Annotated in this window: 11 protein-coding genes; 9 read left to right on the plus strand and 2 right to left on the minus strand. The window is 45.7% G+C overall.

Translation table 11 applies throughout. The features are described from left to right. The first annotated feature begins 327 nt into the window (after positions 1-327). Positions 328-2,022 (plus strand): methyl-accepting chemotaxis protein, encoded by a 1,695-nt coding sequence (locus WCV65_RS03795; RefSeq protein ID WP_338780211.1) that lies wholly within the window; start codon positions 328-330, stop codon positions 2,020-2,022. A 343-nt stretch (positions 2,023-2,365) separates the two neighbouring features. Here the strand turns inward: WCV65_RS03795 and WCV65_RS03800 are convergent, their stop codons facing one another. After that, positions 2,366-3,397: an ion channel gene (locus WCV65_RS03800; RefSeq protein ID WP_338780213.1), complete on the minus strand. Its 1,032-nt coding sequence runs from the start codon at positions 3,395-3,397 to the stop codon at positions 2,366-2,368. A gap of 532 nt (positions 3,398-3,929) precedes the next feature. Between WCV65_RS03800 and WCV65_RS03805 the strand changes: the two genes are divergently transcribed. Continuing rightward, on the plus strand, positions 3,930-4,727 hold the full coding sequence (locus WCV65_RS03805; RefSeq protein ID WP_338780215.1) for a methyltransferase domain-containing protein: 798 nt from the start codon (positions 3,930-3,932) through the stop codon (positions 4,725-4,727). Here the strand turns inward: WCV65_RS03805 and WCV65_RS03810 are convergent. Continuing rightward, positions 4,724-5,581, minus strand: a complete 858-nt coding sequence (locus WCV65_RS03810) for an STAS domain-containing protein (protein ID WP_338780217.1) — start codon at positions 5,579-5,581, stop codon at positions 4,724-4,726. The two genes, WCV65_RS03805 and WCV65_RS03810, sit on opposite strands and share 4 nt — an antisense overlap. Positions 5,582-5,908: 327 nt before the next feature. Between WCV65_RS03810 and WCV65_RS03815 the strand changes: the two genes are divergently transcribed. From WCV65_RS03815 to WCV65_RS03845, 7 genes are all read left to right on the plus strand, one after another. Then, positions 5,909-7,000: a D-alanyl-D-alanine carboxypeptidase family protein gene (locus WCV65_RS03815; RefSeq protein ID WP_338780219.1), complete on the plus strand. Its 1,092-nt coding sequence runs from the start codon at positions 5,909-5,911 to the stop codon at positions 6,998-7,000. 26 nt (positions 7,001-7,026) lie between these two features. Continuing rightward, on the plus strand, positions 7,027-7,836 hold the full coding sequence (locus WCV65_RS03820) for a hypothetical protein (protein ID WP_338780221.1): 810 nt from the start codon (positions 7,027-7,029) through the stop codon (positions 7,834-7,836). Between the two features lie 132 nt (positions 7,837-7,968). After that, entirely contained in the window at positions 7,969-10,065 is a 2,097-nt protein-coding gene (locus tag WCV65_RS03825; protein WP_338780223.1) for a M28 family peptidase, read from the plus strand. Between the two features lie 473 nt (positions 10,066-10,538). Beyond that, the gene (locus WCV65_RS03830; RefSeq protein ID WP_338780225.1) at positions 10,539-11,660 is read left to right on the plus strand and encodes a sugar-binding protein; all 1,122 of its coding nucleotides are present in this window, start codon (positions 10,539-10,541) and stop codon (positions 11,658-11,660) included. Between the two features lie 87 nt (positions 11,661-11,747). Continuing rightward, positions 11,748-13,268 (plus strand): sugar ABC transporter ATP-binding protein, encoded by a 1,521-nt coding sequence (locus WCV65_RS03835; protein ID WP_211556516.1) that lies wholly within the window; start codon positions 11,748-11,750, stop codon positions 13,266-13,268. 13 nt (positions 13,269-13,281) lie between these two features. Then, positions 13,282-14,454, plus strand: a complete 1,173-nt coding sequence (locus WCV65_RS03840; protein WP_035405806.1) for a sugar ABC transporter permease — start codon at positions 13,282-13,284, stop codon at positions 14,452-14,454. A gap of 192 nt (positions 14,455-14,646) precedes the next feature. Next, positions 14,647-16,179, plus strand: coding sequence for a response regulator (locus tag WCV65_RS03845; protein ID WP_338780230.1), 1,533 nt, complete (start codon positions 14,647-14,649; stop codon positions 16,177-16,179). Positions 16,180-16,197 lie beyond the last annotated feature (18 nt).

Genomic DNA, 16,197 nt, shown 5'->3' on the forward strand with positions numbered 1-16,197 from the left:
GAAAAAATGTAATGCTTTTGAACATCTTTATATACTCTGCTAAAATCATTTTATGCGACCGGGAGGCTGAAATAAATCTCCGAATCTATACGAGCACTCAGTAAAACAGGAGGTATTTGCTGAGACGGCGTTGCCGGAATGCGGGTCTTATGAGGAATTAATGGCCCATTTTAAGTATTCAGAGGTGACCCGATCAAGTTTTTCCCCTTTCTGTAAAAAAACAAGAAACATTACAGCATTTAAGTGTTTTTAGGCGAAGCCCCTTATAAATCTACTGATCCAGACCGATACAAGATGAGTAAAGATTAATAGTGGGGGAATGACAAAGTGAAATTAACAACGATGCTAAAGGTGATCCTGACTTCAGTAGTGGTTTTGTCTGGGATTACTATCATCAGTTTGACTCTTTTGGTGACATCTCAGATCAATCGCGGTGAAGCTTTTGATCGAGAGCTTGAGTATAAGAATCTGGCGGTTGAATTAAAAGGAGCATCCGATTATTTAACCAATGAGGTCAGAAGCTATGTTCAGTTCGGTGAACAAAAACATTATGATAACTATTGGGAAGAGGTTAATAAAACGAAGACCCGGGATAAGGTGGTTTCAAGGCTGAAAGAATTGAATACGCCGAAACATTTGCTTTCACTTGTAGAAGAAGCCAAGCAAAAATCGGACACCTTGATCCAACTTGAGGATGCTGCGATGAGTGCGGTAAAGGAAAAGGACTTTGACCAGGCAAGATTGCTTGTATTCGGAAAAGAGTATGAGCAGGGCAAATCACAAATTCTGATTCCAATCGATAAATTTCAAAAGGACCTGGCTCATTGGGCGAATACACAATCAGAGGATTTAAGCAGACAAATGAATGTCTATTTAATAGTAACAGGAATTAGCATATTGGTTCTAATGCTTGTCATCATCTTTAGTTTAGTTATTTTTATGAAAAAAATCAATCCGCTTAAAGAGATGACTGCGATTGCACAGAGCGTAGCAGGTGGAAATCTTGCGGCGGAACGGGTGAAGGAGAACTCCAAAGATGAAGTAGGTGTTCTTGCTCAATCCATTAATACAATGGTGGATAGTTTAAGGACACTGATCTTAGAGGTCAGTCAAGCATCTGAGCAAGTCGCATCAAATGCCGAAGAACTGACAGCCAGTGCAGAGCTTGGCAGTAATGCGGCAGAAGGAATCACCGGATTAACCCAAGAGCTTGCATCCGGTTCAGAAAAGCAGCTTCAAACTGTCAGTGAAAGCAACAGATATTTTAATCAGATGTATGAGAGCGTGGGAGAGATTTTAGGTAAAGCTAAATCAGCTTCTGATTCAGCAAGGAGCACATCCAATAAAGCGATTATTGGGAATGAAGCGATTACGACATCCATTCAGCAAATGAACTCGATTCAGACGAATGTATTAGATTTATCAACCGTCATCAAGGAGCTTGGAAATCGCTCGTATGAAATTGGCAAAATCGTTGATGTCATTACAGGAATAGCCGACCAGACAAACCTGCTGGCTCTCAACGCAGCAATTGAAGCAGCGAGAGCGGGTGAGCAGGGAAAAGGATTTGCTGTTGTAGCAGATGAAGTTCGAAAGCTGGCGGAACAATCCGCAGCTTCTGCAAAACAGATTTTTGCTTTAATCCATCTCATTCAGGATTCTACCAATCGAGCTGTGAACGGAATGGAAGAAACAACACAAGAGGTTACCGCTGGCATTACCATTGTCCAAACAGCGGGTGATTCCTTTGAAGAAATCATCTCTTCTACAAAAGGAGTCGAGATAGAAATTGAAGGGATATCAGACAGTGTGAATCAGCTGGCTGAGAATACAGAAAAGGTAACCCAATCAACAAAAGAAATTTCTCGGGTAGCTAAAGAATCCTCTGCCGGAGTTCAAATGGCTGCTGTTTCATCTGAAGAACAGCTGGCAGCCTTGGAGGAAATCACTTCTTCGGCAGCGATGCTTGCAAATATGGCAGAAAATCTGCAGAATGTGGTAGCGAAATTTAATCTGAATTAATCGTGCGGGCACGATATCGTCAGCAGGAATACTCAACGATTCTCGGAGGTCAATCAAGCTTCATTCTACTTGCTGGGTGCCAGTCCCGTTCTGTTTCATCGCATCGGGGGACAGAAGCAATGTACAGCGAGCCCTTGTGCACCAAGGTTTTGAAGTGTGGGTGCCGGAGCTTTAGTTCAGTACAATTTGTAGGGACTGGCACGGTGCCAGTCCCGTTTTGCTTCACCGTATCGGGGGGACAGAGGCAATGTTCATCCATCCCTTATGCATCAAGGCTTTGTAAAGAAGGCGCCAGAGCTTTAGTACAGTAAAATTTGAGGGGACTGACCCCGTCCGCCACACATTATTTCCCCCAAATCCTCCCCAAACTCTCCTCATCACAAACCACATAAAGCTTCGTTCCCGGAGCAAGCGGCTCATCAAGCTTCTGCAAAACATTCATATCCTTCTGATCCGACAGCAGCAGCACGTTCTTTTGGCGTAATCGGTCAAAGGCATCCCGGTACGTTTTCCATTCCGGAATCGAGCGGATTTCCCGCAGTTCCGCGTCACGGTTTCCATTGTTTAATAGCTTGTCAAAGACGGTACTCGTCCCGTGATGCCGAGCGGATTTCGCCATTAGATGGGAAGCGGAGTGCTGGGATAAAACGAATTCATCGATATTGGCATGCTTGAACATTTTTACGTGCTGCTTATTCAGAATCTCAGCAATCGTGTAAATGTTCTTCTCCGTGCCTGTGTCATATTCTTCAATGCTTGAAGCAATAAGCAGTGTTTTCCCGTCAGCCAAATCCATATCTTCGATGTGAGCGGGTGCAAAAATGAGAACTGCTTTGGATCTGGAAATACCGGCTGAATCCAGTGTAGAAGAATCGGTGGCACTTCCGTTTATGTAATGGAACCGTTCATGGGTAACCGGGGATTTTTCAAGCTCATCGATTAAGACAAGGTCTGTATCCGGCTCCTCGAAAAGCAACTCTTTAACGGCCTCTTTCGATTTAAGACTCCAGCCGATGATGACATAATGATTCTGTCCTTTGTACATGAGTTTCCCTTCTTCCTTCATTTGCTTATGCTTTGAAAAAGAATCGACAATCATTCCGATGACGATTCCAAAAATTCCGATCCCAAAAGGATAAATAACAAGCATTGTCCACAGTCTGCCAGCTGGAGTAACCGGAGAAACATCTCCATATCCAACCGTTGTCATCGTCGTCATCAGCCACCAGATCACATGCAGGTAGCTTTCGAAGGTCTGCGGCTCAAGTGCCTTCATGATCCAGGCGTTGAGGATCAGGAATAAGAGAGTGACTGCCATGAGGGTGATGAATTTGATTTTGATCGCCTTTAAATAAAGCTTTCTAAATAAATACAAGAGCCATTCTCCTATCTATCTTATATCTGGTAATACTGGGTTAGTTCTTTCTATTATAAAGGATCATCAAGAAAAAAATGGTAAAAAATTTCAAGGGAATATATCTATTTAATCGGTGGAGGAAAAAATCAAATAGTTTACAAAAGAAAGGCTTCAAACATAAAAAGCAGAGGCATTTTTAGTTGGGATAATCATACTTTTCTATTAATATTTGATTTTTGGTTATTGTAGTTAAAAAAAATTGGGAGGTGCTCAATGAAAAAGGATCAAGAAAAAAGTAAGATCAGATCTTATGATAGCTGGAATAGAACAGTATAAGGAAGTCCGACCATTGGGGGCGTGATTGATATCATCATCGTCATCAGCTATTTTCTGTACCAATGGATTGCAAACTAAAGGATGCTGAAAATGGAAAATTACAGCATCACTTTACGGTTTATTCATCTCGATGTATATGAAATTTTAGGGAGAGGTATCCGGCCACTTCCACTTTTAGTATGATTATTACCTAAGATTAGGAGGGAGTATGGATATGACAAGCTATGATAAGGATCTGTTTAAAGGCACCGCCGGCTTTTACTCTCAATACCGACCCATCTATCCTTCTTCCTTAATCAGACTGCTGATAGACCGGTTTGAATTAGATGGGAAGGGAAAGATGGTTGATCTAGGCTGCGGAACCGGGCAGCTCACTCTCAGGCTTTCCGACTGGTTTGAGAAACTTATCGGAGTAGATCCTGAAGAGGAAATGCTTGTCGAAGCAGAAAGGAACCGCATTGCAGCTAGGGTGGATCATTGTGAATGGTTAGCTGGAAAAGCGGAGCATTACTTAAATGGCATAAATAATGAAACATTCCGTCTGGTTATGATGGGGAAATCGTTTCATTGGATGGATCAGGAAGCCATCCTCGAAGGTCTTTACACGCTTATCGATGAGGGTGGAGGAATTGCAATCATAGATGCTTATCATCCAAATCAGAAGTCTGAACCGTGGCAACTGGAACTGAATCGAATCGTTCGGAATTGGTACGGAGAAGAGCGGAAGGCGGGGAGCACAACGTATTCGCACCCTGATATGAGCTATGAAGAAAGAGTCTCCCGGTCCAGATTCAAGGCAGAAGTCGTGAAACTTCCTGCCTATCAGTATGTTTGTTCAGCTGATTCAATCATTGGAAATGTGTATTCAACGTCCTATGGGTCAAGGCGGTGGATAGGGGAACAGCGGGAAGCGTATGAAACCGAATTGAGAGAAGCGCTTCTAAACATTCATCCAAACGATACATTTATAGAGGAAATTCAGCTGACGGTTGTTTTAGGTCGACGCCCTTAAGGACGTTCTTCCGTTCCTGCTATCTCTTTCTCCACCAACGCAAACCCAATATGCGATAACGCCGCTGCAAGAGATTTCTTCACTAAAATCCCGTCTACAATCAGATTGCTTTGAACCATATGCTGTGCATGTTCAGGAAGGATGCCGGTTAGGATTGGGGTTACTCCGATTAACTCCAGCATGTTGACCAGCTGGAGCAGGTGATGGATGACCTCTTTGTTGATTCGGCTGATTCCTGATAGATCCAGTATGAGATATTGAAGGCAGCGGTCTGAGCTTTGCTTAAGGGTTGACTTGATGATGATTTCAGCCCTTTTTTGACTGATGTCTCCAATTACAGGGAGAACGGCTATGTCATCTGTGAGCGGCACCATCGGAGCGGATAATTCCTCTACCTCACGATTGACTCGATCAAGATCAAGGACATAGCTTAAGAGGGAGGCCATGGTAGTAAACAGCTCAACGTGCTCTTCTTCAAATTCTACCTTTTTATTGTCCAGACCGCAGATGGTTCCGTAGTTTTCTCCTGTACTGAAATTGATTGGGATGCCAATGAAGCTTCCACCTGACAAATTCCTGGTAACGGTCATATCCTTCGTCCAATCATTATCGTTCAAATCCTCAATCATCAGAACGCGATTCCCATAATCCACACTTAGCTTGCAAAATGTATCTTGAAAGGGCAGGGTATCCCCGCTATTCAGCAAGGCATAATCCCGGTTTATCACTTTTTCGATTTTATTGGATTTTTGATCATTTTTAGCAATGAAAAGAGTGTTAATCGGAACAATCGTGCTCATAAAACTTAAAATCTTTTCTGCTGCCTCGTCGAAATTCTTAATGGAATGAATCATGCAATTCCTCCCCCTTCTGCCCACGATTTATGTAGTTGTTTCTCAATCTATATACTGTCGTTTATTTTCTTCTGGTTTATATGCGACATATTATACCAAAGATTTATTTAAATGGCCTAAAATGTCATTTACCCTATTTCCTAGAAGGTTAAACAAATAAATTATTAGATCAAAATACCCCGCAACCTGCCTTTTCCTTCTATTTTTATAAGAAAATACATATTTTAGGACACAAATACCCAATCCTCCTGTAAAATGTAGAAGGAGTTTGTCGATTCGTTCTGCCATTGGGTAAGTTATACCATTTCTATTTCCAGGAGGATTTCCATGTTTAACAGAAAGCTAGTTTTCTATTTTCTTCTTTTCTTTTTTATCGCAGTTCAGGTTACCCCAGTTCATGCAGCTGCGGCAGTTCCAAAAATCTATAGCCAGTACGCTGTAGTCATGGACGCAAATTCAGGGGAACTCATTTATACGAAGAATCAGGACAAAAGATGGTATCCGGCAAGCATGACAAAGGTGCTGACCGCGATGATCTTAATGGATAAAGTATCCTCTGGTGCGATGATGACGGCAAGCAAGAACGCGGTGAAAAAGGACGCAAGCAACTCTTATTTCCGCTTAAAGGCCGGCGAAAAAATGAGCCGGGAGGATGCGCTCAATGCCCTGCTGATCCTGAGCTGCAACGATGTGGCGGCGATGATTGCCGAGCATATAGCGGGAAGCGAATCCAATTTCAGTGCATTAATGAATAAGAAGGCAAAGGAAATCGGAGCGGAAAACAGCCATTTCGTCACCCCAAACGGATTGCACAGCAGCAAACACTATACCACCACTCAGGATATGGCGCTGATTACAAGGGAAGCATACCTGAAATATCCGGAAGTCCTTAAAGCGATGGGAACAAAATCTGCGGTCGTCCGTACCTCGAAGAGAACCGTAAAATTGACAAGCAAGGCCACCTTCCATAACATTCCAAATGTGATCGGAGGTAAAACAGGCTACACAAATGCAGCCCGCAATTCCCTCGTTGAGATCGTAAAGAAAGGCAACACCACCCTGATCGGCGTCGTCATGAAATCGACTAAATCCTATGCGGTAAAGGATATCGCCGCCATGACGAACTACTCCTTCTCCATGATGGAGACAATTCAGCCAGTCGCGGCCGGACAAACAGCGGCAACCATTAATGTCCGTAACACCCAAGTGCCGTTAGTTGTTCAAAACGGCATATCCTTTTCCACCAAAAAGGATTCAAGTCTGCCGATTACCATAAAAAATAGTTTCCCGAGAACGCCGATTACATCGATTGCCATTGGACAGCCATTCGGTGAGGTGACGGTTTGGAAGAATGGGAGAATGGTGGGGAGTTCGCCGCTGATTTCGACTGTGGAAGTGAATGAGCCGGCAGCCAGGTAAAGAATGGAGAAAAATAGAGGTGCAGCATGAACAGAATGAAGCCGATTTATGCAGGACTCCTGATTGCACTCCTAACTGTTGTTATGAGCGGGTGCATGAATGAGGGAGATTTAAAAAGACCTCTCGATCAGTATTTGAAAGAGTCCTATGGAATAAAAAGCGAAGACTATCATTTTCTAACATGGGACAACAACTGGTTTGAAGGGATCGAACACCAAACAGCGATTGAGATTGAAAAGCCTTACGTGACCACGGTTTATATCAGTATGGAGCGTGATACATATAAGGTTGAATCAGAGCGCGTATATCCTGAACTGGTAAAGGGAGCTTTTATCAATCAGCATCCAGAGGTACTCACCCTGTCAGAGAAAATGATTGATCAATATGGTTTTCTAAAAAAATCACCTACTGGGTACCATGAAATGAAGGATAACTTTTATTACTATCTAAACGTAAATGTAGGGGAAAATATAAAAAACAAGCTTGCCGAAGATTTCAAGAAGACCCAGAAAATCCAGACGGAACAACTATTGCCTGCATATATGAAAAGCAGTGAAAATATCGATGAAGAGCCAGACAGCATACGAGTAAACTTCGCATTCTACTATAATACTCAAAACCGGAGTGATGCCATTCCCAGTGCGGAGAATCTTGTGAAAGATTATGAGAAAGGCGGAGTCCTTCCTCAAGGACTTTACAGCATTGGCGTGAAGACGATTAACTCGAGCGATGGCGGGTATTCCGTTGGAGTCGACCGCAGAAACAGCACGGTAATGTTCAGAGTAGATTCGAATGGAGCATTTCAAGATGTCCGGGTATTGCTGCCTGAAATTTAAAGCTGCCAGCCACAATGAAGGTTTCATTGTGGCTTTGTTGCGGATCAAAACCATAACCGTTGCACCAATGGTAGCGATTGGATACGATAAAATCTGAAGATTAGGAAAAATAATATCGGGGAGGAAACAGGATTGAAATCAAATAAGTATATGAAACTAGTTCTTGCCGCAGTCATTGCCCTGCCTTTTGCCGGCCAGACAGCACATGCGGAAGAAAAGAATGCTGCACAAGAACAGGCGGAAAAAACCGCCATGAATGCCTTCATGAACAAGGTGGATCAAGAGTATGCCTTCAGCAAAGCGTATGAGCTCAGCAAATACAAATGGAGAACCGCAGGCAGCCAGGCAGAGCATCAGGCCTCTTTATATGTTGAAAAAGAAATGCGAAAGCTTGGTTTGCAGGATGTAAAGAAAGAGAGTTTCGAAGTGGACAGCTGGGAGTTCAAGGGGGGGAATCTCACATTTAAGGATTATCCGCGCATTTCCATGCCGGTAGCCTCCTATGCAACGAAAGGCACGCCGAAGTCCGGATTAAAGGCGGACCTCATTTACGTTGGCAAAGGAACACAGGATGATTACAAGAACATCGATGCCAAAGGGAAAATCGTTCTTTTAGATATCGATTTAAAGAATGACTGGTGGATCAACTATCCAGCCCTTCAGGCGGAGCTTCAGGGAGCGGCAGGTGTCATCGCGATCGTCCGGGATACATATGGAACGATTAGCAGGGACACGCTGAATACCTTTGATTTCACAGGACCCGTCACGATTCCGACCGTCAACATTTCGGTGAAGGATGGAAGCAAGCTGAAGAATCTTTTAAAAAAGAAAAAGTCCCTTTCTGTCAATTTAAAAACTGACAATAAGGTTACCCCAAAAGGGACAAGCTACAACGTGGTTGGAAAAATTCCCGGAAAAACGAATACGGGAGGCATCATCGTCGGCGGGCATCTCGACGGATACTTCGAAGGCTTCAATGATAACGCAGCATCGATCGGCTTGATGCTTGGTGTGGCAAAGGCGATGAAGGATTCAAACTACAAGCCTGAACATCCCATTTATTTTGTTGGACATGCCGCCGAGGAATATGGTGCCATCAATTCCTACTTCGACTGGCAGATCGGCAGCTGGAACATGATCAACAAGCTCCATCCGGAATGGCGCGGCAATTCCCGTCTTTTCGTAAACACGGAGTTTGCAGCTATCAAATTAAAGGACTCGGATGAAGTCAATACAAACGATGAACTGATGGGCTTTGTGCAGGATTATATCGACAGTAAGGCACCTGCAGTGAATACAGCGACCTATCCGAATGGCTACAAAGTAACGGGGAACAACAGTACAGGCTCGGATGATTACAGCTATTCCATTGCCGGCGTCCCGACCGTGGCAAACGACCGCTCCGGCTCGGACTTCTTCACAACCCTTTACCACACCCAATATGACACGGCGAGATACGGGAACAAAGAAGTCCTTGCTGATCATGTCAAACTTTACGGTTCCCTGATGATTCACGCCGATCAGATTGCCATCATGCCTTTCGACTTCGGGAAGAAGCTGGAGGGATTCCAGCAAACCATCGATGATGACATCCTGAAAAGTGCGGATATTGATCCAGCCACGCTCAGAACGGAAACCGGGGAAGCGAAAAAACTTGCGGATTCACTATATAAAAAAATGCTCGATATCAACGAAAAGCAAAGAGAAGCTGCTACTTCACCGCAGCAAAAAGCAGCCCTGGCAAAAGCAGAAAAAGAACTGCTCCAAGTATTCCAGCTGACACAGGGCGAGCTGATGAAACTGAACTGGTCGATTGCTCCAACCTTTGCTCATAAAGAGCATCAGAAAACAATCAGCCTGCTTGACCAAAGCATCGCTGCCCTCCAGCAGGGGAAAGGACAGGAAGCACTCGACGAGTATTTGCTTTCTATTGAGGATGAATGGTACAGCTACCACTTTGATAAAAAAGTGATTGACCAAGTCACCGACTCAGCCCTCCATCAGCCGGATGACCGCTTGTTCTGGGGAGCGGGGAAATACGTGAAAAATGTAGATCTTTATAATGTGATTTCTTCTGTAAAAGAGAACACAAATGGTGATTACACTAAAGAGATTGCTGAATTAAAGAAGGTAAAAGCGGAACAGGAAGCAGAATTGAGCAAGGCGGTTAAAGAAGAGACAGAATTGATGAGGAAGATTAGGATGAAGCTGGAAAATGTGAAATTGTAATGGTGTTTTGGGAGGAACTCGTGGTTTAGCGGGTTCCTTTTTTTGTGTAGGATGCGGTTTCTGTTGTGGCGCCTGACCCGCTGTGCTTCACCGCAGCAGGGGACAGAGGATGTGGTCCATAATCCCTTATGCCCCAACGGTTTGCGGAGGAGGTGCCGGAGCTTTCGTACGGTAAAATCTTCGGGGACTGGCACGGTGCCAGTCCCGCGATCCTTCATCGCAAAAGGGGACAGAGGCCACCTGCCATGAGCCTTTCTGCCCCAACGGTGAGCGGAGAAGGTGCCAGAGCTTTAGTTTTGTAAAATTTGTGGGGACTGACCCCGCTGACCCCGCCGTCCTCACTTCTTTCCATCCAAAATATTAAAAAAGTCCAGACAATATTAAAAGAATACTAGTTGTTAACGCTTTCAAACCGGGACCTTCAGCATATAATTGAGCTGTAATCATACAAAATCAGTTCAGGGGGTTTACAAATGAACAAATTTTTTAAAGCGTTTTCATCGCTGATGGTTCTTATGCTGTTTGTCGGGATGCTTGCAGCGTGCAACAGTAAAAGCACTGGCGGTGGCGGCGGTGGCAAGGGAGTCGACGTAGGAATCGTATTGCCTACAAAAGATGAGCCAAGATGGGTACAGGATGAGCAAAGATTTAAGGAAGCTCTAAAAGATTCGAAATATACAACAGAAATTCTTTTCAGCCAAGGTTCTTCCGCTAAGGAAAAAGAAAACGTTGAAACATTGCTGAACAAAGGAATCAAAGTTCTAATCATCAGCCCGCAGGATGGCGACGCGGCTGCAGCTGCTGTAGAAGCGGCTAAGAAAGATGATGTAACAGTTATCTCCTACGATCGTCTGATCACGAACACGGATGCAGTAGACTACTACGTAACATTCGACAGCTTAGCTGTTGGTGCAGCTCAGGGACAATACTTAATCGACCATGCAAAAGGCAAAGGAACTCCATTGTACCTGTATGCCGGAGCAGCGTCTGACAACAACGCATTCCTATTCTTCCAAGGTGCATGGAGCGTTCTTCAGCCGAAAATCGCTGACGGAACATTCAAGGTGGCAAACTCAAGCGAAGCAGAAGGCCTCAAGGATACAGCTGAGCTTTCCCGTGACCAATTGAGCAAAATTCTTGGCCAGGTAACAACGAACTGGGATCCAAGCGAAGCGAAAAACAAAGCGCAAACTCACTTGACTGCAGCTAAAGCTGACATGAAGGGCGACGTTGCGGTACTTGCTCCAAACGACGGAACAGCTCGTTCCATCGCAGATGTATTCGGTTCTGACGGAGACGTGAAAAGCTTTGTAATCACGGGTCAGGATGCAGAGAAAGCTTCCATCCAATACGTAATTGACGGCAAGCAATCCATGACCGTATTCAAGGATGTTCGTACACTCGTGAAAGATGCGATGGGTATGGCAGTTGAAATCCTTGACGGCAAAAAACCTGAAACAACAGGTGACTACGATAACGGCAAGAAAAAAGTAAACGCTAAGCAAACCGATGTCATTGTCGTAGATAAAGAAAACGTGAAAAAGGAATTGATTGATTCCAAGTACTACGAAGAGAAAGAATTCTCAGGTCTGTAAAAACTTAAACACCAGGCGGAATAGTGGTAGAGCTTTCTATCACTATTTCGTGATTGTATCAGCTGTTTTGTTAAGGGGGATCACATGATGAGTGAACACATTCTGGAGATGAGACAGATCTCCAAGCATTTTACAGGCGTCAAAGCACTCGACAATGTCAACTTCAAGGTGAGAAAAGGCGAGATTCACTTCCTCGTCGGTGAAAACGGCGCGGGGAAATCCACGCTGATGAAGGTGCTCAGCGGTGTGTATCCATATGGAACATATGATGGAGACATCGTCTATGAAGACAGTGTGCAGCAGTTTAATAAAATCAATGACAGTGTGAACGCAGGCATCGCCATCATCTATCAGGAGCTTGCGCTGTTTCCGGATCTCACGGTCTATGAAAATATCTTTGCAGGGAACGAAGTTAAAAAAGGCGGAGTCATCGACTGGAACGAGACGATCGTCGAAGCGAAGAAAATGCTTGCGAAGGTCAAGCTTGATGTAACACCTGATACCTTGATCAAGGATCTGGGCGTCGGAAAACGGCAGCTTGTGGAAATTGCGAAGGCACTGAGCAAGGATGTCAAATTGCTCATTCTCGATGAACCGACCGCGGCACTGAATGAAGATGATAGTGAAAACCTTCTCGAGCTTCTGTGTGAACTGAAAAAGCAGGGCATTACGTGTATCATGATTTCGCACAAGTTAAAAGAAGTGATTTCCATTGCCGACCAGGCTACGGTTCTCCGTGACGGCCAAACGATTTGTACATTGGACGGCCCTTCAGGACAGATTACCGAAGCCGCGATTATCAAAAACATGGTCGGCCGGGCCATTGATGATATTTATCCGAAGCGTCCAAAGAAAGCACCGGGTGAAACGATCCTCGAATTATCGAATTGGTCCGCCTATGATCCGAAATTGGGCCGAAAGGTAATCAAGGATGTGGACCTGCATGTAAAGAAAGGCGAAATCGTCGGACTTGCAGGATTGATGGGATCAGGAAGGACCGAGCTTGCCCTCAGTATTTTCGGGAACGCCAAGTCCTATAAATTAGAAGGAAACCTGAAGCTCAACGGAAAGCCTGCGAACCTGAAGCATACGAGTGACGCCATTCGCGAAGGGATCGCCTATGTAACCGAGGACCGGAAAGGGGACGGCCTGTTCCTGATCCAGGATATCAAAAACAACATCACTGCCGCCAACCTGAAAGGCATCTCCTCAAAAGGGGTGCTGAACAACAACGAAGAGATCAAGATCGCCGACCATTATAAAAAATCGCTTCATATTAAAACGTCTTCACTCGAGCAATTGGCCGGCAACCTGAGCGGGGGGAACCAGCAGAAGGTGTCTCTCGGCAAATGGCTGTTTGTCGGACCGAAGCTGCTCATTCTCGACGAACCAACGCGTGGAATCGATGTCGGAGCGAAGTTTGAAATTTATTCGGTCATGAACGAACTCATCAATGAAGGCATGAGCATCATCATGATCTCATCCGAGCTCGGTGAAGTGCTTGGGATGAGCGACCGGGTGTATGTTATGGCTCAAGGCGCCATCAAAGGCGAGCTCGCCATCGAAGAAGCCGATCAAGAAAAAATTATGCAGCTTGCGACGCAATAGGAGGTACTATTCAATGAACTTTTTTCGTGAAGCCAGAACACTAATCAGTGAAAACATTCGTGACTACGGCATGTACATCGCCTTATTCGCTATTATTCTTACATTCTCCGTCATGACGGATGGACTTTTCATGTCCTCCCGGAATATCAGTAATCTGATTGACTCCGCAGGTTATATCGCGGTGCTTGCCGTCGGGATGACCCTCGTCATCGTCATTCGCCACATCGACTTATCGGTCGGATTCGTCGCCGGTTTCCTCGGCGCCATCGTCGCAATCATGCTGACAAAGGCAGGAATGCCGATGCTGATCGTCATTCCGCTTATCCTGATCCTCGGGATCGTTGTCGGACTATTTAATGGTCTGCTTGTTGCCCAAATCGGAATCCCGTCATTCGTCGCAACGCTTGCCGGAATGCTGATATTCAGGGGAGCGCTCCTTCAGGTAACGGAGAAAACCGGCACGATCATCATCCAGGATGATGCATTCAATGCCATCGGGAACGGATACATTCCATCCCTGCTGGAAGTAGGCGGCCTGCATGTGCTTTCCCTGTTAGTAGGTCTCCTCGGCATCCTGTACCTGATCTACAGTGAAATCAAAACACGCCGGAACAAAGTGAAATACGGATTCGAAGTGACGTCATTCGGAATCTTTATCCTGAAACTCGTCTTCATTTCCGCCATTGTTGCCTATATTACCTGGATCCTTGCAGGCTACAACGGTTTCTCCTGGACAGTCATTATCATGCTGCTCGTCGTCATTGTGTATCACTTCCTGACAACGAAAACCGTGCTTGGCCGCCACATCTATGCGGTCGGAAGCAACCCGGAAGCGGCGCATTTAAGCGGGATGAACGTCAAGAAAATCACATACATCGTTTTCGGTTCCATGGGAATGCTCGCTGCCCTGTCCGGAATCCTGTTCACCTCCCGTCTTCAATCCGCGACAACGACAGCCGGAACACTGTTTGAGCTTGATGCCATCGCGGCAGCCTATGTCGGCGGTGTCTCCTCTGCAGGGGGAGTCGGAAAAGTAACGGGTGCAATCATCGGGGCAATCGTTATGGCCTCCCTCACAAGCGGGATGAACCTGCTTGGTGTCGGAATCTCCTACCAGTACATGATCCGCGGCGGCGTACTTGCCGGAGCGGTAATCTTCGATGTCATGACAAGGAAAAAACGATAAGAAACCGCAGGAGGGACTGAAAATAGTCCCTCTTTTTTCTTGTTTTTGTAGATGGCTGGATGAGGGATGGTATATGATTAGGAAGACGGTAACGCTTTCATAAAAGGGGAAACAGGACTTAAGACGGAAAACCGAATCGATTATTTAGATAACGCTAACATATATAAAATAAACAACAGGGAGTGGATGGGGATGATCAGGCTCCTGATTACGGATGATGAACAGATTGAGCGGGATGGGATGCAGCTCATCTTAACAAAGAACTTTCCAGAGCTCATCATTGAGCAGGCAAGAAACGGGAACATGGCCGCTCAGATGGCGAAAGAGTTTAAGCCGGATCTGATCCTAATGGATATCAAAATGCCGGGGATGAACGGGCTGGAGGCTGTAGAACAAATTGCAGCGGACGATCCCGGCATTAAATTCATCATGGTTACCGCCTACGATACGTTTGACTTCATGCGCCAGGCCATTAAATTCGGGGTGAAGGACTACCTGCTGAAGCCGAGCAAGGCGGCCGACATCGTCATGACGATCGGCAAAGTCCTGAAGGAAATCGAAGAAGAAAAAAGAACGCTTGAAAGCAGCCGGCAGGAGATGCAAAGCACCCGGTCACTCGTCGAAACGGATGCCGTCACCCAGCTGCTGTTCCATCACGTCCATGATGTACGCGTGGACCAATTAATTGAAATCCTCGACATCCAGTCAGCGGACGAGATGTTCACGATGCTCGTCCTGCTTCCGGATGGAGAGGACCATTTCTATCCGCTCGTCAAAGAAAAAGTAAGGCAGACCGGAAACGGCTGGGTCGGTGCATTAACTGGCAACCAGCTCCCGGTAATCCTCTTCCGGAAACCGGGCCAATCTTTCCGTGGCCAAGCCTCCACCCTCGCCCGGGAAATTCTCTCCATCGCAAAATCCGGAGAGCAGGAGAACTGGTTCGTCGGGATCGGGAGCGTGTACGAATCCCTTGATCAAATCAGGCAGTCCTACAAGGAAGCGCTAATGGCGGCCATGGATACAGCGATCCCGTCCAAATTCCGCTTCTATTCCGATGTACCGGTCACGGGAGACTTAAGCGAAGAACCATTCGCCGACCAGCAGGAAAAAGAACTATCCGACCAGGTGCGCCACGGCGAGTGGCAGCAGGTCCGGACAAGGCTGATGAATCTCATCCAGCACTACGAAAACAAAGGGACCGACCTTCTCCAAAGCCAGCAGCGCATGCTCGAAGTACTCTGGATCGGATCCCGCGTCATGAGGGAAATGGGCATCGAAACCATCACCCCCCTCTATTCCTACCAAACGTACCAGTACCGCCAGCTGCGCTCCGAAACCGACGCCCTGCTCGACCGGATGAAGCAAACCTATGCCAGCCACAACAAACGAACCGAAGCCGACACCATCCACCAAATCAAACAATACATCATCGACCACTCAAACGAAGACATGTCCCTAGACACCCTGGCCACCAAAGTGGGCCTAAGCCCAATCTACATCAGCAAAATGTTCAAAGAAAAACTTGGCATCAACTACATCGACCTATTAACTGAATGCCGGATTGAAAAGGCGAAGAAGCTGCTGGGGAATCCTGAGAAGAGCATCAAGGAAATTACGTATGAGGTCGGGTATCATGACCCGAATTATTTCAGTAAGGTGTTTAAGAAGGTTTGCAGGGTTTCGCCGAAGGAGTATCGGCGGGGGATTTTGGGGAGGGCGAATTGAATAAAACATACAAAAAGA

It is taken from the genome of Metabacillus sp. FJAT-52054 (assembly GCF_037201815.1).
GTDB lineage: Bacteria > Bacillota > Bacilli > Bacillales > Bacillaceae > Metabacillus_B > Metabacillus_B sediminis.

Bases quoted from the DNA above. Each gene is read 5' to 3' on its own strand.
- WCV65_RS03840 (WP_035405806.1), top strand. From the start codon at position 13,282: ATGAACTTTTTTCGTGAAGCCAGAACACTAATCAGTGAAAACATTCGT.
- WCV65_RS03830 (WP_338780225.1), top strand. From the start codon at position 10,539: ATGAACAAATTTTTTAAAGCGTTTTCATCGCTGATGGTTCTTATGCTG.
- WCV65_RS03820 (WP_338780221.1), top strand. From the start codon at position 7,027: ATGAACAGAATGAAGCCGATTTATGCAGGACTCCTGATTGCACTCCTA.
- WCV65_RS03835 (WP_211556516.1), top strand. From the start codon at position 11,748: ATGAGTGAACACATTCTGGAGATGAGACAGATCTCCAAGCATTTTACA.
- WCV65_RS03815 (WP_338780219.1), top strand. From the start codon at position 5,909: ATGTTTAACAGAAAGCTAGTTTTCTATTTTCTTCTTTTCTTTTTTATC.
- WCV65_RS03845 (WP_338780230.1), top strand. From the start codon at position 14,647: ATGATCAGGCTCCTGATTACGGATGATGAACAGATTGAGCGGGATGGG.
- WCV65_RS03805 (WP_338780215.1), top strand. From the start codon at position 3,930: ATGACAAGCTATGATAAGGATCTGTTTAAAGGCACCGCCGGCTTTTAC.
- WCV65_RS03810 (WP_338780217.1), bottom strand. From the start codon at position 5,581: ATGATTCATTCCATTAAGAATTTCGACGAGGCAGCAGAAAAGATTTTA.